We start from the raw sequence: 24,964 nt of genomic DNA on the forward strand, positions 1-24,964 counted from the left end.
ACATCAGGTGTGAATAGAAAAGGCGGGAGTAAAATGAAGCTTACTAATTTTATAGAAGACGGCATATGGCTCAAAGGCAACCTTCACACACATACTACCAACTCCGACGGCGAACTGCCGCCGGAGCGGGTAGTTCAGGCTTATAAGGAGAGAGGATATCAGTTTCTCTGCCTGTCCGACCACGATATTTTCATGGCATATCCGCAATTTAATGAGAAGGATAAGTTCGTGATGATACCTGGCTTTGAGCTGACCCTTCCCAATGATAAGTCACCGGAAAAGGTCATGCATGTGAATGTGCTTTCTAAGAACGATGCCTATGATTTTGAACAGAATGAGATATTTAAGATTAGAACACCGGAAGAGGGAATCAGCTTTTTAAAACAACATGCCAGGAATAATATTCTCATGCTGAATCACGCGTACTGGTCAGCTTTAGAATGGGATGAAATCATTGAGCTTCCGGGGATTAGCTGTATGGAAATCTATAATCATGCCAGTGAATGGCTGGATTTGCTGGGAGACGATGTCAGAGAGTGGGATGCTCTTTTGAAAAAGGGCAGGAGGCTTTGGGGACTGGCAACGGATGACAGTCATAACGGCTATGTTCATCGCGACGGCTGGCCCTTTCATCTGCTGGAGAATGATTCCTTCGGCGGATTTATTGTGGTAAAGGCAAAAGCCTGCACCCAGGAAGCCATTATAGAGGCAATTGAGACCGGCAGCTTCTATTCCAGTATGGGTCCCGAAATCTATGATTTTTATGTGGAGAACGGAGAGGCCGTGGTAAAATGCTCTCCTTGTGAGCGTATCTGTTTGACCGGGAATAGAGGAAAGGTCATGCGTGCTTTAGGCGTGGATTTGATGGAAGGACGGATTCCCTTAAAAGGGAAGGAAACCTTTGTGCGTGTTCAATGTGTGGACAAGCACGGCCGTATTGCGTTTTCCAATCCGATTTACTTATGAACAGGGAGGAAGTTTAGCTTATGAAAAAGACAATTTTTCTGCAGGATGAGAATGCTGTCTGGTTAAAAGGAAACATTCACAGCCATAGCGTTTTTTCCGACGGCAGTCTGACACCGGAGGAGATGAAAGAGGCTTATATCCATCATGGTTATGATTTTCTGGCAGTAACCGATCATGATTTCTATACCGATACCCGGATGCTGACGGAGGAGAAGTTTACCATGCTTCAAGGCTTTGAATTATGGGCCAATGCTTCGAACGACAAGGATATCCATGTAAATTTTTTATGGGATGATAAAATTGAGGGAATTGAGCCGGGACAGAAGATCCACCTTCCGGTCAGAACGGGCAGGGAGTCGATGGCGTTCTGCTACAAGATGCGTGAAAAAGGCTGTTATGTTATGCTGAACCATCCCCACTGGTCCATGCTGACGAGTCCGGAGGTAGAGGATGAGAATCCTTATGATGCCGTTGAGATTATCAATTACGGAACCGAATGGCTTGAGAATACGGGGGATGGAAGCGTCTTCTGGACGGAAATGCTTTATCGAGGCTGCAAGCTGTGGAACGGAGGCAGTGACGATAATCACAACCATGATGCATTGGATTCCATGTACAGTGATTCCTTCGGCGGTTTTACTGTAGTTAAGGCAGCGGACCGTTCCGCCAAGGCGATTATGCAGGCAATGAAAGCAGGCAGCTTTTATACCTCTACCGGCCCATCGATTTATGACTTTTATGTAGAGGGGGATGAGGTACATGTGGTATGCTCCCCCTGTGAACGTATCTATGTCACCGGAGAGAGCAGACCATATCGGCGCAAGCTGGGAAGACATGTAACGGAATTTGTGACAAAACTCAAAGGCACTGAGAAAATGGTTCGCGCGGAGTGTATGGACGCGGCAGGCCGTTCCGCTTATACCAATCCCATTTACTTAGATTAGGATGGATGCATGATGAAATACTTGGAATATAAGCTGTTTTCAGGCGGTTATATCAACCGTTTCGTGACGGCAGGGGTATTCGCCCAGGAACGTCCGTTCCGGAAGACGGTTCTTCACGGCAAGGTGAATGAGTGGCTGACAAAAGAACCTTCCATTTATGATAATCCCTGCAGAATGGAAGTTTTGGAAGACCGTATCGGGAAGCTTCCGCCCTATATGGATTTGAGCAGCCTGTTTCCGGGGGACGAGATTGAGGTATTCGGACAGAAAAAGAAGCTGACCGTGTATTTCCCTTTTGGGAATGTCGGCATAGACGATTCCGGATTTTATACCAATCCCGCCTATCTGAGAAGCTATGGCTATTCCTATTTAGAGGTGCCGAAGGAGGAGACGGCAGAGTTTGAGCTCTCTGCCTGCGGGGCGCTGACGGTCTGGCTGAACGATGAATTGGTGAAGGATTATGTCCCGTTCCAGAGAAACCGGGAGCAGCACACCGTGATTGCCATGACTTTGCGAAAAGGCAGGAATAAGTTAGTGGTTTGTCTGGAGGATCTGGCGGAGCGGGATACGGACTACTGTTATAAAGTACGTTATCTGGGCAGGCAGGATATACGGCTTCGGCTTCCGGTGAGGGAGGAAACCGATACGGAAGCCATAAGGAAAGCGGAAGACGCACTTTCCCGTATATATTTTGATAAAGAGGCATATTTAAGCGAACCCGTATATCTAAACCTGGAAGCCTTTACAGAGGTGCCTGTGGAAATGGTTCTCACTCCGGATCGATACACCGGGCCCAAACATTATCTGATACAGCCGGGACAGAAGGGGATGACGCTGTTTCATGCAGATGATATCCCTTCCAGCTTTTATTTTTTCAAGCTGGAGGTTACGGTGTCCGGGCTTGCAATGAGCAGGGTGATTGGTACTTATTCCTTCAATACACGGTTTATGGGGTATCACGAGGATACCTGCGGGGAAAGGAAGCAGCGAATCAGGGATATTATCCGTGATGCCGACAGGGGAAGTGATTACCGTGCGGTGATCAGGATGCACGAGGGAGAGACCCCGGATAATCTGGAAGAGATTCTGTCCAATCATCTGGAATGGGTGAATGAAAAGCGGGATTGTTCCGATTTCCGTCTTATCATTCTGGTGTATCTGTATGTAAGCTTCTCTGACCGTTTCCCTGAGAAATTGCGGCGGGAAGTGGAAGACGCCATGGCGGGATACCGCTATTGGATTGACGAACCCGGCGATGATGTGATGTGGTTTTTTAGTGAAAATCATGCATTGATGTTTCATATCTGTCAATATTTTGCGGGAAAATCAATGCCGGAACGTATCTTTACCTGCAGCGGTCTCACAGGAGAAGAAGCATGCAAAAAGGCGGAAAGACTTTTGAAGGTATGGTTCGAGAGCTTTTTTGCGGAATTTGCATCAGAGTGGAATTCCAGCACCTATCTGCCCATTGATATTATGGGTCTTGGCTATTTATATAATTTGACGCCAAAAGGCTCCTCCCTGCATGAGAAGGCGAAGAAGGCACTGGACATGCTGGCCTTCTCCCTGGCGGTCAACGAGCATAAGGGCAATATTATGACCAGCTTCGGAAGGACCTATGAGAGAGAGCTTAAGGGAAGCTACAGCACGGGAATGCCGTCCTTATTGTATCTCTTCTACAATGCAGGATATATGAATGACCATTTTCGGGCATTGGTCCCTATTGTTGCGGGTGATTATGAACCGCCGAAGGAATATGGGCAGTATGTCAGGCTGCAGGGAGAGGAAGAGCTGATCCATCAGAATACCCAGGGAATTGATCAATATGTAAACCTCTATCTATACAAGAATTCCAAGGCGCTTCTCTCTACGGCTGTGGGCTTCCGGCCTTACGGGCCGGGCTATCAGGAGAATATTGTACAGGCTACCCTTGACGGAACAGCCCAGGTATTCATCAATCATCCGGGAGAGGTTCAGATTTATGGAAACGGGCGTCCCGGTTTCTGGGCAGGCAACGGATGCCTGCCGTTGGCAGTCCAGTATAGAAATATCAGTATTTTAAAATACCATATCAAAGAGGAGCACTGTTTGGATTACACCCATGCTTATGTGCCGCTGAATGAGTTCCATAGCTATAGAAGAAGTGAATATGCCATTGCGCTGGAGAAGGACGGCGGCTATATCGGCGTCAGAGCGTTAAACGGCCTCCATATGCAGGAGGAAGGACCTTGCTGCAGCCGTGAATTGATCAGTCCGGGGCGTGATAATGTCTGGGTGCTGAAGGTGGGTACTTACGGAGAATACCGGAATGTGGACGAACTGCTAAGAGACATGGAACAAATGGAAATGGAAGCAGAGGACAGCACAAGGGTAATTGTAACCGATGGCAGTGAGCATTATGTGATAGAGAATAACATATTGTATGTGAACGGGGAAAAGGTTCACCATTATCCATTGGATGTAGCAGGAAAGCTGGAGATCACAAGAGGAAAGACGGCTGAATAAAAGATATTCACCCCTTGATTAGAGTGCCCGATAAAGACGTATGAAAGGACATTGCGGGCAGATAGGAGCAAAAGTGGAGATTAAATGTTTAAAGGAATTTAATTTAGGAATCCAGTTGGGACAGGTCCGCTCGGTTCCGGTATCCTTAGGTAAGGATATGCCGGAGGCGGTATTATTTGTATACTCCAGTCAGGGAAATCTGGACCCATGGCCGGAGCTGTTTAACTATCCGACGGACACCTTAAAAATGGCGCTGTACACCATGGATGGTGTAGTTATGTGGAAGAGAGATCTGGGAAACGGCGTTATTCCGGGCGTATGGTATACGCCGTTCATTTCTTTTGATTTAGATCAGGATGGCGTGGATGAGATCTGGTTTGTCAACAACCTGAATCCCAACATTCCCTTCAGCCTGAATGCAAGAGTCTTAGAACGCATCAATCCTCTGACGGGAGAGACCACCGGACAGTGGAAATGGCCGGATAATACCATTGACGATACCATGTCACATTCTTACCGTTTCTTTATCACCGGCGGATATGTTCATGACAAGCCGGTTCTGGTAACCGCACAGGGAACCTACAGGGATATGTATTTGCAGGGATACGGCGAAGGCGTGGAGAAACGCTGGGATATTAAGATTCCTCATGATGATATGGGCGCGCGTTCCAGCCATCTGTGCCCGGTTTTGGACTTCAATCATGACGGAGTGGACGAGCTGTTCTGGGGAGAACGCCTGATCAGCCTGGATGACGGGCATGAAGTATTCTGCGGAGACAAGGGAAAATATCTGGGACATTCCGATATTGTGGTTCCTTTTGAGGATAGTGAGACCGGGAAGAGATACATTTATACCTGCCGTGAGGATTATGAGCAGGAAGGGGAGCCGAGGGTCGTTACTTATAATGAACAAGGCGGGAGAGAATGGACTGCGGTAGACAGTGTCGGCCATATGCACAATGGCTGGATTGCCAATATCGGTCCGGATTACCGGAAGGTAGCCATGGCGATGCGGATTACCCGCCGTGTCATTCATAACGCCATCGTGGATACGGAGCCGGAGGATTTCTATTTTGATGCCGTGACAGGTGCTCCCTTAGAGCCGCCCCTGCCGTTCAAGGGAGATGAATTCATGCCCGTTGACTTCGATGGGGACGGTTATCACGAATTCTACGGAACCGGCGGCGATAAGAAGGGGTATATTGTAGACTGCACAGGTAAGATACATGGTTTTGCCGGCGGTGACGGTGTGGTCAGAAGCGGTAAGATTATGAAGCGGCCGGGTGAGATGCTGATGGTATTCTACCATGACGAGGGAAAGGTTCGTATCTGGGGGGATGCCAATGCGGCGGAAAGCGAATACACCAAGAAGAGATTTGCACACAGCTATCACTGGAGAATGCAGCATTTTATGGGAACCGGATATAATCATGGCAGCAGCCACATTACCTGCGGGATGTAAGAGAAGGATGTTAGTCTGGGAAAGGTTTGGGCAGCCGTGTGAAAACGGCTGCTCTCAGACGATAAAGGGAAGGGGCAGACATTATGAACACATCGGATTTAACTTATACCGTGGGGACAGGCGAATACCTGACAAGCTGGCTTATAAGCAAGGTGCTGGAGACTCCTTTTCTTGCGAAGCCGGTACCTACGCAGTTCCCGGGTTACCGTCCGGGGGTAAGTGTAAAGGATGAAGAAGGAAAGGAAAGAAAATCTCCCGCCAAGGAGGAATTCTTAAGGAGGGGAGAGTTTAAGGCTTCCGGTTATCCGGCTGACATAGTGATGGATAAATTATATTACCCCTTTGATACGAACCGCGTGGATCTTTCGGGCTTCTGGGATTATCCGGCGGATATCCGTTTTTATGCCAGGGCTTATGTAATGCCTGTCAAAGCCGGAATGCAGGAGCTTGAAATCTTTGCTTCCGGGGCGGTGAAGGTATGGGTGAATAACAGACTTGCGGAGGAATTCTATCCATATGAGTCCAATATTGAGCAGAGTCACAGGTTCCGGGTATATCTGCAGGAAGGGAATAACGAAATTGTTGTCGGCTGTAATGATTATGGAGAGCGCAATATTGTTTTTAAGTTTGGACTTAAAAATTGGGGAGAGGACCTTAGGGTATCCCTGCCGATTCAGGCGGACGTGGATCGAATCACCCGGGTAAACAAGAGTCTGCAGGCTTGTTATCTGGATAAATTAAGCTATAGCGAGGGAGACCTCCGAATATGCACAGACCTGCCCTTTCCGGATGCGGTGGAGTTAAAGGTACGCATTTGCGGCATGGATAAAAGCTTCCGGGCAGAAAAAGAGCAGACTGAAATTATCTGGGGCAGGGTCAAGGAGCTTCTGATTGGTTATCATGAATTGGCTATCCGCACGGAGGTGGATGGTGTGGAGCTCAGGACAAGTCTTTGGGCGGAGTTTTATCCGAGGGAGCGGGAGATAGGAACGCCTGCGCTTTATGAGGAACGGGCAAAGGCGGCCATTCATTTTGCAATTCACAATGGGAACCCATCCTTTGACAGCTATGTGGCTGGACTCTATCTGGGGCGCAATGAATATGAACGCTGCCGTAAAGCGATAGAACAGGATGTAGAGATGGTCAACCGGCGCGCGGACTGCGCCGACTTCAAGCTTCTGCGGATTATATGGATACTGTATAAGTTCAGGCCGGTTTTATCCGGAGAGCAGATTGCAGGCTTTGAGGCCGCTTTGCTGAATTTCCGGTATTGGTATGATGAACCGGGCAATGACGCCATGTGGTTTTTCAGTGAGAATCACGCTCTTGCCTTTCATGTGGATGAGTATCTGGCCGGACAGCTGTTCCCGGAGAAGGTGTTCCCCAACAGCGGCATGACGGGCAGACAGCATATGGAGAAGGCCAGGATACGGATCGTAGAGTGGTTTGAAAAGCTGATGGAATTTGGATATAATGAATGGAATTCCTCGGCTTATATCTCCGTGGATGTGCGCAGCTACATCACCCTGTATGAACTTGCCGAAGATGCGCAGTTAAAGGAACGGGCAGAAAAGGCGCTGGATCTGACCTTTGAATTGTATGCACAGAACAGCTTCTGCGGTGTTCTCGGTACCTCCAACGGCAGGGCATACCGATCCGACCTGCTGGGCAACCGGTGCATGGGGGCAAACAGCCAGATATGGCTGGCCTGGGGCTGCGGGTGCATGAATCAGGAGATCAGCCCTGCCATCTATATTGCCATGTCCGGCTATCAGCCGCCCAAACAGCTTGGCGCTGCGGCAGATTGGATGAGTACGGACAAATATATGATATCCAGACTGCAGGGAACCTTTAAGGTGCCTACGACCCTTTGCAAGACCGGGGACTATATGCTTGGCTCCTGTATCTCTCCGCGAACCGGTTACTTTGGTTCCCAGGAGCATCTGATCAATCTCTTCCTGGCGGATGCGGATACCCGTATCTGGATTAATCATCCGGGAGAAGGTAAGATTTTCGGACAGCGCAGGCCCGGATATTTCAACGGTAACGGCTTGACGCCTCTCGTAGATCAGCAGCAGAATACCGCGGTGGTAAGCTATGAGTTCCCGAAGGAAATGCTGGAACGGGCGGAGGTCCCCTTTACCCATGCTTTCTGTGACACAAGGGAATGTGATGAGACAGTTCTTGACGGCAATTGGCTGTTCATCCGCAGAAAAAAGGCATATGCGGCACTGTATTCCGCCAATGGACTGGAAGAGAGTGACAAAGCACTGTTAAAGGGCAAAGAGTTTATTTCCAGAGGCATTAACAGTACCTGGTTTGTGAAGGTGACCTGTGAGACGGAAGCAGGGAGCTTTGGGGCATTCCGGGATTACATGAAGGAGCATACGCCTGTATGCAGGGAGCATCAGCTATATTATACGGATTATGAATTTGGTGAAATGAAGTTTTCACTTTTGGAGGAGGGATATATACGGAAGGCTTTGAATTCCCCTGCGGCCAGGGAGCTTGGATTACGAAGTTTATGATAAGCAGCCTGCGGGAACAAATATTTGTAAGTGAACCGGGAGTCTATGATGCCTCCTGCAAAGTAAATGGAGCATGGAATCAGATTGTTTCCCCCACCAGAAAGCAGTTTATCCGGGAAGGAGAATTTATCCGCCGCCCGGACGAAAGCTATGCATGCGGGCAGCTATATTTCCCATTTGAAGGGGAGAAGGTAGAGTATTCCGGGTTCTGGATGCGACCTACCCAGCTTGATTTTGGAGCCAGGGTAAGTCTTTGTGCCAGGGAGAAGGGGGAATATCCCTTTCTCCTTAGCACCTGCGGCGGAGCTAAATTATATATAAACGGAGTGTTGCAGGGAAGTCTCATGGGATATGAGCGGAATCAGGAGGTTCGCCTGGAGCTGTCCCTTCCCCTGAAGAAGGGGGAAAACAGCCTGTATATCCAGTGCAATGACCTTGCGGAAAGAGATACCCAGGTGTACTTTAAATTGCGCTACCTGGGATCGAAGGAACTGACAGGGAAGATACCTGCCAGTGTGGATATGGAAGAGCTGGAGCGGGTCAGGTCAATTTTGGCAGGGGTTTACCTGAAAAGGTTTCATTATCAGGCGCCGGACATATCGCTGTATTTTGACAAGCCGGTGGAAGGGGGGCTGGACGCGGAAGTGGAACTTGCCTTCACCGATGCCCATACGTCTCTATCCAAGCGCTGTAAATCCGTACATCTGGCTGACGGCACCCGGATGGTTGAGATTGGTGATCTGATATACCGGGATGCAGGTATGGTGAGGGTAACCCTATCTTCCGAAGTCTCCGGGTTACAGCTCAAACGCTCCCTTCAATTCGAGTACTATGATGAGAGCATTATGGATGCGGTACGGGAAGCAAAACCAGCGGAGAGAAAACACAATATCCTGCTGTTTTTGGCCAAGCATGGCACCCCGGTCTTTCAGAGGGCGCTGGCGCTTTTTGAAACAGGCGGTGATAAACAGACCGCCATGGAGATTGTGAGAGAGGAACTTGTAAGGATCAATAACCGGTTTGATTGCAGTGATTTCCGGCTTCCGGCCTTCTTCTATGCCCTGGAAAGTCCTCATGTGCCCGACGAGGTGAAGGCGGGGCTTGAGGAAGCGCTTCTTCATTTCCGGTACTGGTATGACGAGCCGGGCAATGATGTCATGTGGTTTTTCAGTGAAAATCATGCCCTGTGCTTCCATGCGTGTGAATTCCTGGCAGGGGAGCGCTATCCGGAGCGGATATTTGCGTGCAGCGGGATGAAGGGCTTTGAACACAGGGAGAAAGCTAAGGGGCTGCTTTGTAAATGGTTTGACAATTTCCTGGCAAACGGCTTTTCAGAATGGAATTCCTCGGTATATATTCCAATTGATGTCATAGGGCTGCTGGCCTTATATGATCATGCCAGGGATGCACAGATACGCCGGTATGCCAGGGAAGCGTTAGATAAGACCTTTGATATCCTGGCATGCAATAGCTTTAAGGGCATTGTGGCTGCAAGCTACGGTAGGATTTATTTTAAGAATCTCATCGGGCGGAGGACGAGTGAAGCCTCTGCGTTGAATTTTATTGTAAGCGGGGAAGGCTGGCTGAACCAAAATTGCTATTCCACCGTACTAATGGCGTTATCCGGTTACCGTCCGGAGAAGGCTTTGCTGAGTTTATACAAGGCGGATGATGCAGGAAGCATAAATGAATCTGTACAAGGCGAAGAAAAAGTGCGATTATATAGTTATAAGACCGCAGACTATATCCTGGCGAGCGCCATCGGATACCGCCCGGGAGAAAGAGGGCAGCAGGAGCATGTGCTTCAGCTTATGGTTCAAACCTGTGATACTCAGATATGGATTAACCATCCGGGGGAAGCGGTGTATTTTGGAGAAGGACGCCCCAGCTATTTTGCAGGGAACGGAACACTGCCCCTTGTGGAACAGAATAGAAATGCTGCCAGGCTGACCTATGATTTGCTGGAACAGGAGGTGTCCTACACCCATGCCTATTGTCCGCTGTATCAGTTTGATGAGTGGATAGCAATGGGAGAGTGGCTGTTCCTGCGGAAAGGGAGAACCGGTGTAGGGCTCTATGCCCGGAATGGCTTGACGATAACCAGGGAAGGCCCCCTGAAGGATTTGGAGGTTATATCCCATGGAAAGCATAATGTCTGGTATGTGACCGTTGATAATATGAAATCCGAAGAGCTGCTTTCCGAGTTTGGGGAGAGGATCATGTGTGAAGTGTGAGGGGGGATTATGTCCTTTGCCGGGCAGCCTTTGAACGGGGATAACCATTTACAGAAAAGAGGGATTCTTATATTTTTAGCTTGATTGTGATGGCAGGCATGTAATATGATAGGAATAGGTTTGTATGTGTGCAGGGAAGCAATCATTACAATGAAGAAGAGGTGGTATGAATGACGACTGAAGAATTGGCCAAAATCATAGGGGTTTCGCGGGTCACTCTCTCCAAGGTTATCAACGGTGCGGGCGGAGTGTCTCCCAAGACTGAGAAAAAGATACGCAAATATATTGATATGTATAATTTTGAACCAAACAGCAAGGCAAGGAGTCTTGTCGGCAAGGAGGAACAGATTATAGGTTTATTCTCTGCGTATTCGGACAAGAATTCAGGCGCCGGCGACAATATCACCTCCCACTTTGCGACAGAGATGATTAACCTGGTTGTAAGCAATGCCCAAAAGTGCGATTATAAGACCCTTGTGTATCTGACGGAGCGGGAAAAGGATGTTAAATCCATAGAGCGCATCCTGAACGGCAGTCTGGTGAGAGGTGCGGTACTGCTGGGTTATGATACCGGGAGTGCGGATATCAGACGTCTTGCGGAGCGCGGATATCCCCTTGTCCTGGTTAATCAGGAGAGGGATTCCTATTATGAGAATGTGGTGGTCGTCAATATGGACGATCAGGTATCCGCTTATTATGCAATTGAAAGACTTGTGCAGAACGGGCATAAGAATATCCTGTATATAGGCTGCGGCAGGCCGCGTCTTCCGGCCATCCGCAGGCACGAAGGGGTCAAATCGGCGGCGGGGAAGTGCCGGAACCAGATAGAGAAGCTGATGGAAATTGACTGTGACTTCAGTGAGGAAAAGGCATACCGGGAAATCTACCGGATGTACAGCAGCCCGGAGGCGGACAAGCCCACAGGTATCTTCGCCGCCAATGATATTATGGCAATCGGCGCGATGAATGCCTTGAAGGATCTGGGGTATGAGGTTCCCCGGGATGTGTCCGTTATTGGCTTCGATGATATATCCATATCCAAATATCTTACACCGGGACTTACGACGATGCGGTGCAATTTTGATAGAATTGCATCGGTGAGCGTCAATTCCCTGATTGATCTGATTGAACACCGGAATGCAGTGAGGCATGTGGAGCTTCCGGTAGAATTCATTGAACGCGGGACCCTGGGTAAAGCCAAGGGAACGGAGTAGGGATATTTGCTATAAGAGTAATTTGCGGCTCCCTGTCAAGCTGCGCTGAGCAGCATGACAGGGAGCAAGATATATAGGTTAGCACGTGTAAAATATGAAATGGAGTGCAGGAGATGACTGAAAGTACATACCGTATGCATGCGGGTAAGTTTATGGAAAAGCGTAAAATCCGGATGCTGTTTTTATTATGTGTAAGCGTTTATTTTATTACTTATCTTGGGAGACTGAACTACTCGGTTTCTTTAGTAGAAATTATCCGTGCCGAAGGATTTGATAAGGGAAAAGCGGGAATGATCGGTACAATGTTTTTCTTTTCCTATGGGATAAGTCAATTATTCAGCGGATTTCTGGGAGATAGGTTGTCCGGGAAATGGCTGGTATTCGGAGGTCTTACGGTGTCCGGCCTGTCTAATGTGCTGATGGGAATGCTTCATGCGCCGGAGCTTATGGCGGCGGTATGGTGTGTGAACGGACTGGCACAGGCATTTATCTGGTCGCCTTTGCTTCACATCATCTGTGAATATATGCCGGAGGAGGAAAGGACAAAGAGCTGCCTGCATCTGAATTATTCCGTTCCCCTTGGAACAGTGGCTTCTTATGCATTGAGCGCGGCTCTTATCAATGAGCTTAACTGGCGATGGGCCTTTTATGTACCGGCTGTCTGCCTATGTGTCATGGCAGCCGTATGGTATGTGAGCATGGGCCGTGTGGAGCGTTATGCGAGACAGATGGGCAGCAGGGAAGCCAGGACAAAGGAAGCGGTCATAGAGCCGGCCGGGGCAGAGGAGGCAGAGAAGAGCAGGGAGGTAGGAGAAAAAAGCAGGGCGGCAGAAGCCAAGCCATATTCCTGGAAGCAGCTTCTGATCGCTTCCGGCTTATGCGGCCTTCTTCCTGCCTTATTTGTACAGGGAGCGTTGAAGGACGGTGTGGCAACCTGGGTTCCGACCTTTTTACAGGAGAATTACGCTACCAGCTCCATGGTATCCATCCTCAGTACCATGGTGATTCCGGTGTGCAATCTGTTCGGCGTGGCACTTGCATCCATGGCGGGCAGACTGCTCCGCAAGGATGAGATATTCGGGTCGGCAGCTTTCTTTGGGGTATGCGGGGCTGCATTGCTGGCGCTTCTATTATGGGGACAGAGCTGCATGCCGGTGGCCCTTGCCATGTTTACCCTGTGCACTACGGCTATGATGGCAGTGAACACCATGCTGACGGCGGTCATGCCCTCCCGGTTTGCCAGGACAGGCAAGGCCTCCAGTATATACGGCATCATCAACTCCTGCGTATATGCAGGATGTGCAGTTTCCATGTATGGGATCGGAGCACTGTCTACTGCATATGGCTGGAATGCCACCATCCGGATATGGGTAATCGGAGCATTTTTATCCATGGCGGTCTGCTTTGCCGTAAGCCGTAAGTGGCGCACCTTTGCTAGAAAGGCTTTGGAAATCTAAAAGAATAAAAAATATCGCCCAACCGACCTTTTATATTTCCGATATTCCTCACCAAATACAGCGGCCATGAGAAAACTTAAGATCTGCAATGCAGCCATTGAAAAGGTGGCAGCTTTAAGCAGCCTTTCGATGATGAGGGTTCGTTTCGGTTTATCGCCGCATCCCAGCCGGTCGCTTGTTATGCCTTGTCTTTTCAGCATCAGCTGTTTGCCCAGATAACTGCCATAGAATAGTACATAAACGAGAATTCCGAAATAGATCAGGTTGCCCATCATTATCCTCCTTATATTTCTTAATCAGTAATATACTCATTGGTTGATTCATCCAAATAAGATTAGCATTCCTACTTTTCTTCTCTTATATGTTCCAGTCCTTTTTCAAAAATTTGTTTGATATGATCGTCCGCTAAAGAATAGTAAACATGAACGCTTAATATCATTGTGAGTAATAAAAAAGTGTCCTCGAATGATGATCTCAGATATCAATCGGGGACACTCTTTACATGGAATATCATTTCTTAATAACCGGGATCCATATTTCGCTTTTGTAATCGGATGAGCTCAGATCACCGTTTGAATACCATTCCACTTCCGGTGCCTCTGCGTGTTCATAGCCGGATGTGGGAAACCATTCGGAGAAAATGCGCCCCCATATATCTGCCATTGCGGTAGGCATGGGGCCGGTTATTTCAAATATAGCCCATGTAAGAGCCGGTATTTCAAGCCTGCTCAGCGTTTTGGGACAATCTTTTTCCGTTATGGCGGCAATGTAGTAATCTGTTGTGTTGTCTTCATACATTCCGCTGTAAACACCCACCAGCCCATCCCCAAGTCCGGCGATCTGCCCGAAGACCTCAGCCGGGGTTTCCCGCCACATCTTTCCTACGTTTTCACCCAAACCCTCAACAGTAGAAAATCGCTGCTTTACACCCACAACGGCAAAGGAAGCTCTTTGTTCCATTCTGTAATTCATCTCAACCACTCCTTTTAGTGATAAAGAGAATGTGATACGAGGATACGCCTTTAAGGATATTCCTTTTTCCCTTGCTTTTGACGGTGTAATTCCATGCATTGCTATAAATGCACGAGAAAACGAATCAGGCGAATTATAACCATACTTCAAAGCAATATCAATTATCTTTTCCTTCCCATTCTGCAAGTCAAAAGCGGCAAGGGTTAAACGGCGGCGCCTTATGTATTCGGATAGCGGTACGCCGATCAGGAAAGCAAACATGCGCTGAAAGTGATATTGAGAGCATAATGCGATCTGTGCAATCCTGGCATATTCCATTTCACGGTCAAGATTGCTTTCGATATAATCGATTGCTTGTTTCATGTTTTCCAGTGTATCCATATACTTCTCCTTTCATGATAAGTATAATATAAATTAAGAACGTATACCCGACAATATTTGCAAGTATTTGTAGGCTGGAGCGTTAATCCGCTCGCAAACAACCCCCTGAGCCAATACACCGGATGATTATAGAGATCATAATATATGATAAGCTTTAAGAAATTACAAGTCAATATTTTTTACATAGTCTTAAGATTATGAATTCAATAATTTTGGTTGAAACAAAGCTCCGGAGGAGATACAATTATAGTGATACTTTTCTCGTAGAATTGAGGTGAAGGAATGGAAAAGCTCCTTATTATTGACGGATTGAATTTGCATTTTCAGATGTTTTTTGGTATGCCGTCAAGAATTATGAATGCTTACGGTAAAGCGATACAAGGCACTCTGGGATTCGTTGGAGCGTTAATCAAGATAATGAAAATGACAAAGCCAACTCATATTGTGGTGCTGTTTGACGGCGAACATCCAAATGACAGAGCGGAACTGCTTTCCGAATATAAAGCCAACCGCCAGGATTATTCCGCTGTGCCCGAGGAAGAAAGCCCATTTTCACAACTGCAGGATGTATATGATGCCTTAACCTTTATGAATATCAAGCACACAGAGGTAGCCGAACTGGAAACCGATGATGTTATCGCAAGCTATGTACACACATACGAAGACAAGGGACAAATAGTGATTGCTTCCTATGACAGTGACTTTTTTCAGCTTATCAGTGATAATGTAAGAGTATTGCGGTACCGCGGCGATAATACGGTTCTTTGCGAGGCCGAATACATATATAACAAATATGGTATATTACCCTCCCAATATGCAGATTTCAAGTCCTTAACCGGCGATCATTCCGATAACATCAAAGGTGCGGAGAAGATAGGTCCCAAAACTGCTGCAGCACTTATAAATCAGCTTGGATACTTGCAGGAAATCATAAATAATGCCGATAAAATCCAAAAGCCGTCCATCCGTGAGTCCATTATTCGAAACGCAGACCGTTTGCGGAATAACTACAAGCTGATAAAGCTTGAGGATAGAGCAGTCTTGCCATTTGTTTTTGATGAACTCGCCTACAATTATAGCGGCATCACCACTAACGAGGTTTTGAAAGGAATTGGGCTGAGATGAATGAACCACGTGGTATCCTTGTTTTCAGAGCGAACGGTAGCGGGAAATCGATTTTTGGAAAGGCAGCTTCAGGCGAATTTAATGAACTTTATTGAAAAGCAGCGTATTTTCAGCAAGTAAAATCAAGCGATGCAAGTTATATTACTCTATAATGACGATAGGGTGGTTAAAGCGAGGTGAAATGATAAATGTACGAGTGGAATAAGCAAATTCAAATAATCGTTGATGAAATTGACGAGTGCATTAAGAACCATAATGGAGAGGCTATAACGCTGCGATTTCTTTCTCGCAAGCTGGGATATTCTGAGTTTCATACGACAAGAAAATTTAAGGAAATATCGGGTATGCAGTTTAGGGATTATCTGCGTCAAAGAAAGTTGGCTTTTGCTTTGAGAGAGGTCAGGGACAGCGAAAGAAGCCTTTTGGATATTGCTTTTGATTATGGATTTTCAACACATGAAGCCTTTACGCGGGCGTTCAAGTCGGCATATTGCATTGCTCCAAGCGAGTACCGTAAAAATCCTATGCCGGTCGCACTTCGTACAAAAATAAAACCTTTTGACCGCTACTTTTTAGGAATTGGAGAAATTGGCATGGTAAAATCCACAGAGGACGTCAAGATTTATTTTGTAACGATTCCCGCCCATAGGTTTTTGCACATCAAAAACTATGAGAGCAATGGTTATTGGGATTTCTGGCAAAAACAGAACGCCATACCGGGGCAGGATTATGATACTATCTGCGGTTTGCTCGACAGTATCAAGGATAAACTGGATGACATAGGCAGCAACGATCTTAGCAGCGGCAGCGGTCAGATTATGGCGTATATCCACGACCCGGATGGTAAACCTTTCTGTTACGGTATCCCCCGCGCTGAATGTTACGGCGTCCGGCTCGACCCCGATTATAACGGCGAAGTGCCGGCACAAATGCTCTTGATAGACGTACCCGAAGAAGAGTACATTGTTTTCGAACATGGGCCGTTCGATTATGAACAAGAAAACCGCAGCGTGGAGGAAAAGGTAGATGCGGCAATTGCAAAGTTTGATTTCGCAGACACCTCTTATTGTTATGATACTTCTCCCGGCAGAATGGCCTACTTTTTCCATGACCCGAAGCGATTTTGGAAGTATGTCAGGCCAGTGCGGAAACAATAGACGACATAGTACTGTTGGCAAAGAGTGAGAGGAGGGCGGCTAGTCACCGCCTCCTTCTCGTTTTATAAGCACCCTTGCCAGCTTGATTTTTAAAGGATATGAGATCTACCGAATTGTCATGGCTTCTTTTATAAGTTCCAGGCATGCTTCCAAGTCGCCTTCCAAGCCGTCTAATGTCATACCCTTCCATATCAATATAGAAAAATAGATTGTGGGCATAAAATCTCTTTTTGCATCATGAAGTGAATTTTATGATGTCTTTGCGTTAAAAGCTGTAAAATATATAAACTATGATGACTTTATTTCAGTTGCAACGGCGGTTTTGAAATCAATCAGAGCTGCCGTTTTTTTTCGTAGAAGCTGAGGAGATAAAATAGATGATTGGTTTTTTTGTAAGACATTAGCATTTATAAATAAAAAATGTATTGTTTTTCCAAATTATATGATATACTAATTATGACAATCTAGCTTGCACAAATTAATATTAGTAAAAAATTCATGAAAGGAGTGAGTGTATGAAGAAAACGAAAATCTTTTCTTTCGCTGTTGCGGTGTGCATGCTGCTGACTTTAATTACAACTATGCCCGTCTCCGCAGCCGAGGAAGGTACAGTGTCTGCTACCGAATGGCAAAAAGATGCAGTTGTATATCCTGCTCAGGAGCAGTTAATCCCGGCGGGACCTGTTTGGGTCAAATGGAACACTGTGCAAAATGCAGTAAGATACATAGTGTATCTGGACGACAAACCGGGTGTAGCTGTTAATGCGACGTCCGGCAGCACGATTGAGTATGAGGTATATACGGTTGATGTAAATACTCATACCGTCTGGATCGAAGCCGAGCTGACAAACGGTCAGAAGGTTTTGACAAAGCCAAGAACGTTTTATGTAAGCAAGAAAGGGATCGGTTTTTTTAACGATCTTTCAAACATGCAGAACATGAATCTAAGCTGGTATTACACCTGGAACGCAACCAAATCAAATCAAGCAGTCGTAGAGAAACTTGATTTTACCCCTATGTTCTGGAACGGCCAATGCAATCCCGGTGAAATTGCCGGCTACAAAACAGTGCTTGGCTGTAATGAGCCGGACCACACAGGACAAGTTAATACACCTGCAACGACGGTTGCCCGCAGTTGGTGGCCCAGCTTTGTTGATTCCGGCAAACGCACCGGATCACCTGCTGCGGCTTGGGAGTATGAAAATAAACCCGGCCAGTGGCTTTATGATTTTATGGAGCTTATTAAGCGGCCGGACGGTTCCTATCCTGTTGATTTTATTACAGTTCATAGCTATCCCGGCTGGCCCGGTGATACAGACGGAGGAGATCAGATTGCCGACTTTAAAGCATTGATCGAGGATTTATGGAACCGTTACCACAAGCCAATCTGGATTACTGAGTTTGCTGTGGCAAACTGGCCCAGTAACCAGGATGATATACAACCCTGGGGTTATACGAAGCAGCATGTATACAACTATATGGACAAGCTCCTTGACTATCTGGACAACTGTCCTTATGTCGAGCGTTATGCGTGGTTCTCCTTCGGCGATCCGGACGGCAATCCGTATGGTGAGAGTGCCGGAAGCCATGCTGCTTTGACGACCCGGACAACCGGTGTTCTGACCCGGCTCGGCGAACTTTACAGAGATAAGGGCAATCCGCAAAAACGTTCCGTTTCTGACAGCGCTGTTCCGGGCTCACTGGGCGGAACGGTATCCTGTATTATTAATGTTTCAGCAGGAACGGGAGGTACCGTCATGGGCGGCGGCACCTATAGCGATCATGCACAGGTTACCCTGACTGCCAGGCCGAATGAACATTATCTCTTTGACGGCTGGTACGCGGGCAGTACAAAAGTAAGCGATAATCCGACCTATCTCTTTACGGCAATAGCAAGTATGACACTGCAGGCGAGATTTAAGGTTGACCCGGCAAATCCGCCTCCGGTCCCTGTGATTCATATTTATGATCCTGACAATGTGTTTGGCGGCAATGCATTTGTTTATTCCGGTATCTGGATTAACCAATGGCTGGAAATGAGCGGCCCATGGCCGGGTATTCCTTTGCAGAAGAACAATGGCTGGCTTACATTTGAAATGGATCTGGAAACTGTCGCTACCTTTATTCTCAATGACGGAAGCTTCGATGCCGCGACCCAGATCAAATATGTATGGGACGAGGGACTGCATAACAAAACAGATCTTTACTTTGCAGTTGATAAGGACGCACTGGCGTATCAGAGTGACGGAGGCAGCAAAAAACACTATTTAACTCAGTACAAAACCAGGGAAGCTGCCCTCAGGGGAGGCGGTACCGCACCTGGCGGCCCTGTACTTAATATCTATGACCCCACCAATCAGCTTGGCAGCAATCCGTACTGGTACGGACTTGATACCAACTGGTGGGAATGGCCTGCAGGTTCATACCCCGGCGCATCTCTAACAAAGAGTGCAGACGGCTGGTTCTCACTTGAGTATGACCTCAATGTCCTAAACGCAATCATTTTTAACAATGGTACCGAGAGTGTAAAATATGTATGGTCACGTGACAGACATAAATTCAATGAATATTGGCTTGTTGTTGATCCTACTGCACCGACACATGTAGTGGATAATGGCACAGTTGAAAGATTTTTAATTCCATATACCAGTAAGGCTGCAGCATTGGCAGGCGGCGGCACGGAACCGGGACCAGGCAGAGGCGGGCCGGTTGACCCTGACATTCCGCCCGATCCTGATCCGGATCCATCAGGGGACGTGACAAACGTTGCACTCGGTAAGATGGCGGCAACAAACAGACCGGGCAACGGCGCGGCCAGCTACGGTGTTGACGGCGACGCGAATACCCGCTTTGAATCTGAGCACGGCGGAAACTATGAGCTGATTTACACCGTTGATTTGGGTGCTAATTGCTCAGTCAGCCAGATCGCAATCAACTGGGAAGCAATGACCACCACAGCCACGAAGTTCAAGATTGAAACCGCTACAAGCGAAAATGGTCTCTGGACAGAGGTTTACACTAAGAACAGCGGCGCGGCTGAACAGGTGTTCCGCACAACGTTTAATGCAGTCACAGCACGTTATGTTAAGCTCACGGCTACTGAGAAGGAAGGTCCTTGGGGCTACTCCTTCTGGGAATTTGAAGTTTATGGCACCGGGGGACAGGCTTCTTCTGCCAATGTTGCAAGGGGTAAAACTGCTTCAACAAACAGACCGGGCAACGGTGCTGCCAGCTATGGTATTGACGGCAGCAGCAATACCCGCTTTGAGTCCGAACATGGAGGAAATTATGAACTTACCTACACGATCGATCTTGGAAGCACATTCTCTGTTAATAAGATAGCTATTTTATGGGAAGCTGTCACTACAACAGCTACAAAGTTCAAGATTGAAACCGCTGCAAGTGAAAACGGACCCTGGACAACCGTTTATACGAAGAGCGGCGGTGATCCTGTTATGGATTTTGAAACATCATTTGCAGCTGTAAATGCTCGCTATGTAAAACTTACAGCTTATGAGAAGACCGGTCCTTGGGGCTATTCCTTCTGGGAATTTGAAGTTTACGGCAGATAAGCAAGCCGGTATGGAATATTCAGACAGGCAATGATATATAAAATAGGAAACCATAAGATAGCACTTGCTATCTTATGGTTTCCTATTTTATACTAAAGATGGATTCACCAAAAAATTTGCAGTATAAAAAAAATGTTATGCTATACAAAGCTGAGGAGGTTTTGTAATGTCTGAAAGAGGTTTGGTAACAAAAGTATCAGGAAAGAGCATGTGTGTGAAGATGTTTCCGCTTACCAGCTGCGGTGAGTGTAAAGCATGTGATGCGCACAGACGGTCTGCCATGACAATAGAAATTGAAAATACTTGTAATGCTTCTGTTGGAGATTATGTGTCTGTTGATATGAAGGAGACTATTTTGGCAGGCGCTGTTATTTTTTACGGTGTTCCGCTTATGGCTTTCGCAGCGGGCATTTTGCTGGGCTGGATCATTACGCCGGGCTTGGTTTCAGAAAGCCTGAGGGAGCCTGTTACCGCCGCTGTAGGGGTAGGCTTTTTATTAATAAGTTATTTGTGTATCCGCTGATTAAGAGTCGTGCGGCATTTCCGGTTGCAACAGCAATTATTTCAAATAACCTGGAGGACGACCCGGAAGAAGAAAAAGAATGGTAGTAATTACCACTGTAGGGCTTGCGGTTTTACAGTGGTTTTTTTACGGCGTTTTGTGAACTTATTAACGAAATTGTTATCTTCCGGACAATATGTTATAATAATGACCGAGAGTTGAAAATACAGAGAGACTGTTACAGTTCAGCCTGCAATGTTATGAAGTTAAGCCGTTAGAACTCCACCAAGTCACTTTTACGCAGATCCGTCCAATGTTATATTCTGTGTCACAGAATGTAACATTGGTGCATCTTGTGAAGCGGAGCGCTTTGAACGCACGAAGGTAAGGCAAGTAAAAGTGACTTGGTGGAGTTCTAACGGCTTAACTTCATGACATTGGTTCGGCCTATGGAAGGGAGGAGGCTGAACTGTAATGAGAGACTTGGAGTGAAATTATGAGATTGCCTACTTTTAAAAAGGGAATTCATCCAAAAGGTGAGAAACACCACACGGATGACAAAGCAATACAAGTAATACTCCCCAGAGTCGGTTCTAAAATGGTATATCCTATGGTACAAAGCATAGGTGTTCCATGCCAGCCTGCTGTATCTGTTGATGAGCGTGTGCTTCTGGGACAAAAAGTTGGAGATGCGGAAGGTTTAATCTCTTCTCCAATTCACACAAGCGTTTCGGGAACCGTAGACGCGATTACAAAGGTGCTTACTCCTGCCGGAATTGTTTCAAATGCTGTTATTGTGGAAAATGACGGGCTCTATGAAGAGCATCCGACAATTTCTGAACCTAAAGATTATAACAGCTATACCAATGATGAGATTTTGCAGAGAATTCGAGAAGCCGGTATTGTCGGTTTGGGAGGAGCAGGCTTCCCAACCCATGTGAAGCTGTCGCCGCCTAAGGACATGATCATTGATAAGGTCCTGATCAACGGAGCGGAATGCGAGCCGTATCTGACAACGGATTATCGGGTTATGCTGGAGGAATCAGAAAAAATCGTTATTGGTACGGAGATCATATTAAAGCTATTGCCGACGGCTATAGCCATCATTGGAATCGAAGACAATAAGCCGAAAGCAATCGAAGCTATGCAAAAAGCATGTGAGGGCCATAACAAAATAAAAGTTCCTACAGTAAAAACAAAATATCCTCAAGGCAGTGAAAAACAATTGATTTGGGCTTGTACCGGCCGTGAGGTGGAAAAAGGAAAGCTCCCTGCCAGTTCCGGTGTCTTGGTGATCAATGTGGATACTGCGATTGCAATCCACCGTGCAATTGTAAGAGGACGTCCCTTGATGCGCAAGGTTGTTACCTTCGCAGGCGGTGCGGTAAGAAATCCGGGCAATTATAAAATCAGACTTGGAACACCCATTGACGAAATCGTTGAGGACATCGGCGGACTGCATGTCGAACCGTCAAAAATTATAGTAGGCGGCCCAATGATGGGAATATCTACATATAAACTGAAAATCCCTGTTATGAAAACAACATCTGGTATTCTCCTTCTTACAGCAGAAGAGGCAGAAATCCCCCCTGAAAGAAATTGCATCCGCTGCGGCCGTTGTGTGGCCAGCTGCCCCATTGGGCTTATGCCGTATGCGCTCAATCAATTTGTGATCCACCGGGAAATAGATAACTTTGTGCATAACAATGGTATGGAATGCATTGAATGCGGCAGTTGTTCCTATGTGTGCCCCTCTAAAAGGCACTTGACGCAGACCATCAAAAAGAAGAGAAGACAACTTCTTTCCCAAAAAAAGAAAAAGGATGATTAAAATCAATGCCAAAAAAAATATTAGTTTCAGCAAATCCTCATATACGCTCCGAAGCTACCATTGAAAAAATCATGTACGATGTTGTCATTGCACTTTTGCCTGCGTGCATTGCAGGGGTTTATTTCTTTGGTATCAGAGCATTTATTACAATTATTTTATCGGTGGCATCGTGTGTATCTGCTGAATGGTTATTTGAAAAAACAGCAAAAAAACCAATCACCATTCGGGATGGCAGCGCCGTCGTTACGGGCTTATTGCTGGCAATGAATTTACCGTATGCGGTACCCTTCTGGCTTCCCATTGTCGGCGGCTTTTTCGCAATTATTATCGTCAAGATGCTGTTTGGCGGATTGGGGCATAATTTTATGAACCCTGCCCTGGCGGCCAGAGCATTTTTATTGATTTCTTACCCGGTACAAATGACAACCTGGTCCCTTGATGCCGCCTCCGGAGCAACCCCTCTTGGACGCATGAAGGAAGGCGGTTTTGTACCGGCCTCTACGGATTATGTCAACGCCCTTTTGGGCTTCAAGGGAGGCAGTCTTGGGGAGGTATGTGCCATCGCAATCATTATAGGAGGCATTTACCTCATTGTGCGCGGCGTCATTTCATGGAGAACCCCTGTTTCTTTTATTGCGGTATTCTTCCTTCTTACGGCACTGTTAAAACGCACGGGATTTGATGCTTCCTATCCGCTGTATGAGATTCTCACAGGCGGTTTGATGCTGGGAGCGTTCTTTATGGCTACTGATTATGCTTCGTCCCCTATTCATCCAAAAGGACAATTCATTATGGGAATTGGCTGTGGAGTGCTGGCTGTTCTCATCCGGTTCTACGGCGGATTTCCGGAAGGCGTCTGTTATTCTATTCTGATTATGAATCTTGTTGTTCCGTATATTGATAAAATTACGGTGCCTCATGTATACGGAGGTGGAAAATAATGTTTAAATCTGTGATAAAACAGGCGTTGTTTTTATTCACGACGACGGTAATCATTGCCGGTCTGCTGGGTATTGTACACTATATTACCGAAGAGCCTATTCAGGCGCAATTAGAGCGGGAATTGCTGTTATCAAAGCAGATATTATTGCCCGCTGCCGCAACCTTTGAAACCGTTGACATCACAAACAATAACATTTCATCCGTAAAAATGGTGGAAAGAGGCTTGGATGCATCCGGGAGTAAGGTGGGATATGTGGTAACCGTTACGCCGAAAGGCTACGGGGGAGAAATTCTGACAATGGTAGGATTTGATGCAAGTATATCCATAACAAGCTATCGTATTTTAAAATCAAATGAAACACCGGGCTTGGGGGATATTGCTGCCAAACCGGATTTTATAAGCCGCTTTGAAGGCAGATCCGGCTATCCCATCAATATTGTAAAGCTTCCCGCAAAGGAAACGGACGTACAAGCAATCACAGGTGCAACCATTACTTCAAAGGCAATAGCACAAGGCATCAATCATGCCGCTGAAATCGTCACGTTCATAGAGGAGGAAAACAATGAGCAATCTTAAAAAAATAGCTTTAAACGGGATTATTCGCGAAAACCCGGTATTCGTCCAAATGATTGGTCTGTGTCCGACTCTTGCGGTTACCACCAGTGCGTCAAATGGTTTGGGTATGGGAATTTCTACGACCTTGGTTATGATGTTTTCAAGCATAGCGATTTCTACTTTACGTAACATTCTTCCTGAAAAAATCAGACTGCCCATTCTGGTTTCTATTACAGCCGGTTTTGTTACCATACTTCAGCTTATCATCAATGCATATTTTCCTGAGCTGGATAGAGCCTTGGGCATCTTTATCCCATTGATTGTTGTAAACTGTATTCCCTTCGCAAGAGCAGAGGTTTTTGCCTCAAAAAATAGTGTTATCTATTCCGCGGCGGATGGCTTTTTCATGGGACTGGGCTTTACGGCGGCTCTTTTACTCATTGGAAGTATTCGTGAGATTATAGGAGCCGGGACTTTCTTCGGGATTACAGTTCTCCCCGCGCTATTCCCCAAAACACTGATTATGATTTTTGCTCCCGGAGCATTTTTTACAATCGCATTTATCATTGCAATGATTAACTATTTTAAAGAAAAACCGAAAAAGGAGGATCAGTAA

18 protein-coding genes are annotated in these 24,964 nt (G+C 46.7%); 16 read left to right on the plus strand and 2 right to left on the minus strand.

Translation table 11 applies throughout. The features are described 5' to 3' along the window. The first annotated feature begins 33 nt into the window (after positions 1 to 33). From HNQ56_RS19595 to HNQ56_RS19630, 8 genes are all read left to right on the plus strand, one after another. Positions 34 to 966, plus strand: coding sequence for a CehA/McbA family metallohydrolase (locus HNQ56_RS19595; RefSeq protein ID WP_429149619.1), 933 nt, complete (start codon positions 34 to 36; stop codon positions 964 to 966). Between the two features lie 20 nt (positions 967 to 986). Beyond that, on the plus strand, positions 987 to 1,910 hold the full coding sequence (locus HNQ56_RS19600) for a CehA/McbA family metallohydrolase (protein WP_429149621.1): 924 nt from the start codon (positions 987 to 989) through the stop codon (positions 1,908 to 1,910). 12 nt (positions 1,911 to 1,922) lie between these two features. Further along, positions 1,923 to 4,415, plus strand: coding sequence for a hypothetical protein (locus HNQ56_RS19605; RefSeq protein WP_429149623.1), 2,493 nt, complete (start codon positions 1,923 to 1,925; stop codon positions 4,413 to 4,415). 73 nt (positions 4,416 to 4,488) lie between these two features. After that, positions 4,489 to 5,877: a hypothetical protein gene (locus tag HNQ56_RS19610; protein ID WP_429149625.1), complete on the plus strand. Its 1,389-nt coding sequence runs from the start codon at positions 4,489 to 4,491 to the stop codon at positions 5,875 to 5,877. 83 nt (positions 5,878 to 5,960) lie between these two features. Next, the gene (locus HNQ56_RS19615) at positions 5,961 to 8,405 is read left to right on the plus strand and encodes a hypothetical protein (protein WP_429149627.1); all 2,445 of its coding nucleotides are present in this window, start codon (positions 5,961 to 5,963) and stop codon (positions 8,403 to 8,405) included. Continuing rightward, positions 8,402 to 10,639 carry a hypothetical protein gene (locus HNQ56_RS19620; RefSeq protein WP_429149628.1) on the plus strand — a complete coding sequence of 746 codons (2,238 nt, stop codon included), beginning with the start codon at positions 8,402 to 8,404 and terminating at the stop codon, positions 10,637 to 10,639. Before HNQ56_RS19615 ends, HNQ56_RS19620 begins: the two co-directional genes overlap by 4 nt. 170 nt (positions 10,640 to 10,809) lie before the next feature. Continuing rightward, positions 10,810 to 11,853: a LacI family DNA-binding transcriptional regulator gene (locus HNQ56_RS19625; RefSeq protein ID WP_429149630.1), complete on the plus strand. Its 1,044-nt coding sequence runs from the start codon at positions 10,810 to 10,812 to the stop codon at positions 11,851 to 11,853. A gap of 113 nt (positions 11,854 to 11,966) precedes the next feature. Next, positions 11,967 to 13,310, plus strand: coding sequence for an MFS transporter (locus HNQ56_RS19630; protein WP_429149632.1), 1,344 nt, complete (start codon positions 11,967 to 11,969; stop codon positions 13,308 to 13,310). Here the strand turns inward: HNQ56_RS19630 and HNQ56_RS19635 are convergent. Next, positions 13,307 to 13,582: a hypothetical protein gene (locus HNQ56_RS19635; protein WP_429149634.1), complete on the minus strand. Its 276-nt coding sequence runs from the start codon at positions 13,580 to 13,582 to the stop codon at positions 13,307 to 13,309. The two genes, HNQ56_RS19630 and HNQ56_RS19635, sit on opposite strands and share 4 nt — an antisense overlap. 238 nt (positions 13,583 to 13,820) lie before the next feature. Continuing rightward, positions 13,821 to 14,663 (minus strand): AraC family transcriptional regulator, encoded by an 843-nt coding sequence (locus tag HNQ56_RS19640; protein WP_429149636.1) that lies wholly within the window; start codon positions 14,661 to 14,663, stop codon positions 13,821 to 13,823. 282 nt (positions 14,664 to 14,945) lie between these two features. Here HNQ56_RS19640 and HNQ56_RS19645 point away from each other — a divergent pair, with 282 nt between their 5' ends. The 8 genes from HNQ56_RS19645 (at position 14,946) to rsxE (ending at position 24,964) form a co-directional block, all read left to right on the plus strand. Further along, positions 14,946 to 15,788 (plus strand): 5'-3' exonuclease, encoded by an 843-nt coding sequence (locus tag HNQ56_RS19645; RefSeq protein ID WP_429149637.1) that lies wholly within the window; start codon positions 14,946 to 14,948, stop codon positions 15,786 to 15,788. 188 nt (positions 15,789 to 15,976) lie between these two features. Continuing rightward, positions 15,977 to 16,945 carry a helix-turn-helix transcriptional regulator gene (locus HNQ56_RS19650; protein WP_429149639.1) on the plus strand — a complete coding sequence of 323 codons (969 nt, stop codon included), beginning with the start codon at positions 15,977 to 15,979 and terminating at the stop codon, positions 16,943 to 16,945. A gap of 515 nt (positions 16,946 to 17,460) precedes the next feature. Beyond that, complete coding sequence (locus HNQ56_RS19655) at positions 17,461 to 20,517, plus strand: glycosyl hydrolase (protein WP_429149641.1); 3,057 nt, start codon at positions 17,461 to 17,463, stop codon at positions 20,515 to 20,517. A gap of 166 nt (positions 20,518 to 20,683) precedes the next feature. Continuing rightward, positions 20,684 to 21,040, plus strand: a complete 357-nt coding sequence (locus HNQ56_RS19660) for a SoxR reducing system RseC family protein (protein ID WP_429149643.1) — start codon at positions 20,684 to 20,686, stop codon at positions 21,038 to 21,040. Positions 21,041 to 21,515: 475 nt separating this feature from the next. Further along, entirely contained in the window at positions 21,516 to 22,850 is a 1,335-nt protein-coding gene (gene rsxC, locus HNQ56_RS19665; protein ID WP_429149645.1) for an electron transport complex subunit RsxC, read from the plus strand. Between the two features lie 5 nt (positions 22,851 to 22,855). Next, positions 22,856 to 23,791, plus strand: a complete 936-nt coding sequence (locus HNQ56_RS19670) for an RnfABCDGE type electron transport complex subunit D (RefSeq protein WP_429149647.1) — start codon at positions 22,856 to 22,858, stop codon at positions 23,789 to 23,791. Continuing rightward, positions 23,791 to 24,369, plus strand: coding sequence for an RnfABCDGE type electron transport complex subunit G (locus HNQ56_RS19675; protein ID WP_429149649.1), 579 nt, complete (start codon positions 23,791 to 23,793; stop codon positions 24,367 to 24,369). The genes HNQ56_RS19670 and HNQ56_RS19675 overlap by 1 nt, the downstream gene beginning before the upstream one ends. Beyond that, complete coding sequence (gene rsxE / locus HNQ56_RS19680; RefSeq protein ID WP_429149651.1) at positions 24,356 to 24,964, plus strand: electron transport complex subunit RsxE; 609 nt, start codon at positions 24,356 to 24,358, stop codon at positions 24,962 to 24,964. The genes HNQ56_RS19675 and rsxE overlap by 14 nt, the downstream gene beginning before the upstream one ends.

Origin of the sequence: Anaerotaenia torta (genome assembly GCF_050433395.1) — a bacterium.
GTDB classification, from domain to species: Bacteria; Bacillota; Clostridia; order Lachnospirales; family Lachnospiraceae; genus Mobilitalea; species Mobilitalea torta.

Excerpts from the sequence above, each read along its gene's own strand:
- HNQ56_RS19595 (WP_429149619.1), top strand. The coding sequence starts at position 34 with ATGAAGCTTACTAATTTTATAGAAGACGGCATATGGCTCAAAGGCAAC.
- HNQ56_RS19600 (WP_429149621.1), top strand. The coding sequence starts at position 987 with ATGAAAAAGACAATTTTTCTGCAGGATGAGAATGCTGTCTGGTTAAAA.
- HNQ56_RS19605 (WP_429149623.1), top strand. The coding sequence starts at position 1,923 with ATGAAATACTTGGAATATAAGCTGTTTTCAGGCGGTTATATCAACCGT.
- HNQ56_RS19615 (WP_429149627.1), top strand. The coding sequence starts at position 5,961 with ATGAACACATCGGATTTAACTTATACCGTGGGGACAGGCGAATACCTG.
- HNQ56_RS19620 (WP_429149628.1), top strand. The coding sequence starts at position 8,402 with ATGATAAGCAGCCTGCGGGAACAAATATTTGTAAGTGAACCGGGAGTC.
- HNQ56_RS19625 (WP_429149630.1), top strand. The coding sequence starts at position 10,810 with ATGACGACTGAAGAATTGGCCAAAATCATAGGGGTTTCGCGGGTCACT.
- HNQ56_RS19630 (WP_429149632.1), top strand. The coding sequence starts at position 11,967 with ATGACTGAAAGTACATACCGTATGCATGCGGGTAAGTTTATGGAAAAG.
- HNQ56_RS19635 (WP_429149634.1), bottom strand. The coding sequence starts at position 13,582 with ATGGGCAACCTGATCTATTTCGGAATTCTCGTTTATGTACTATTCTAT.
- HNQ56_RS19640 (WP_429149636.1), bottom strand. The coding sequence starts at position 14,663 with ATGGATACACTGGAAAACATGAAACAAGCAATCGATTATATCGAAAGC.
- HNQ56_RS19645 (WP_429149637.1), top strand. The coding sequence starts at position 14,946 with ATGGAAAAGCTCCTTATTATTGACGGATTGAATTTGCATTTTCAGATG.
- HNQ56_RS19650 (WP_429149639.1), top strand. The coding sequence starts at position 15,977 with ATGTACGAGTGGAATAAGCAAATTCAAATAATCGTTGATGAAATTGAC.
- HNQ56_RS19655 (WP_429149641.1), top strand. The coding sequence starts at position 17,461 with ATGAAGAAAACGAAAATCTTTTCTTTCGCTGTTGCGGTGTGCATGCTG.
- HNQ56_RS19660 (WP_429149643.1), top strand. The coding sequence starts at position 20,684 with ATGTCTGAAAGAGGTTTGGTAACAAAAGTATCAGGAAAGAGCATGTGT.
- rsxC (WP_429149645.1), top strand. The coding sequence starts at position 21,516 with ATGAGATTGCCTACTTTTAAAAAGGGAATTCATCCAAAAGGTGAGAAA.
- HNQ56_RS19670 (WP_429149647.1), top strand. The coding sequence starts at position 22,856 with ATGCCAAAAAAAATATTAGTTTCAGCAAATCCTCATATACGCTCCGAA.
- HNQ56_RS19675 (WP_429149649.1), top strand. The coding sequence starts at position 23,791 with ATGTTTAAATCTGTGATAAAACAGGCGTTGTTTTTATTCACGACGACG.
- rsxE (WP_429149651.1), top strand. The coding sequence starts at position 24,356 with ATGAGCAATCTTAAAAAAATAGCTTTAAACGGGATTATTCGCGAAAAC.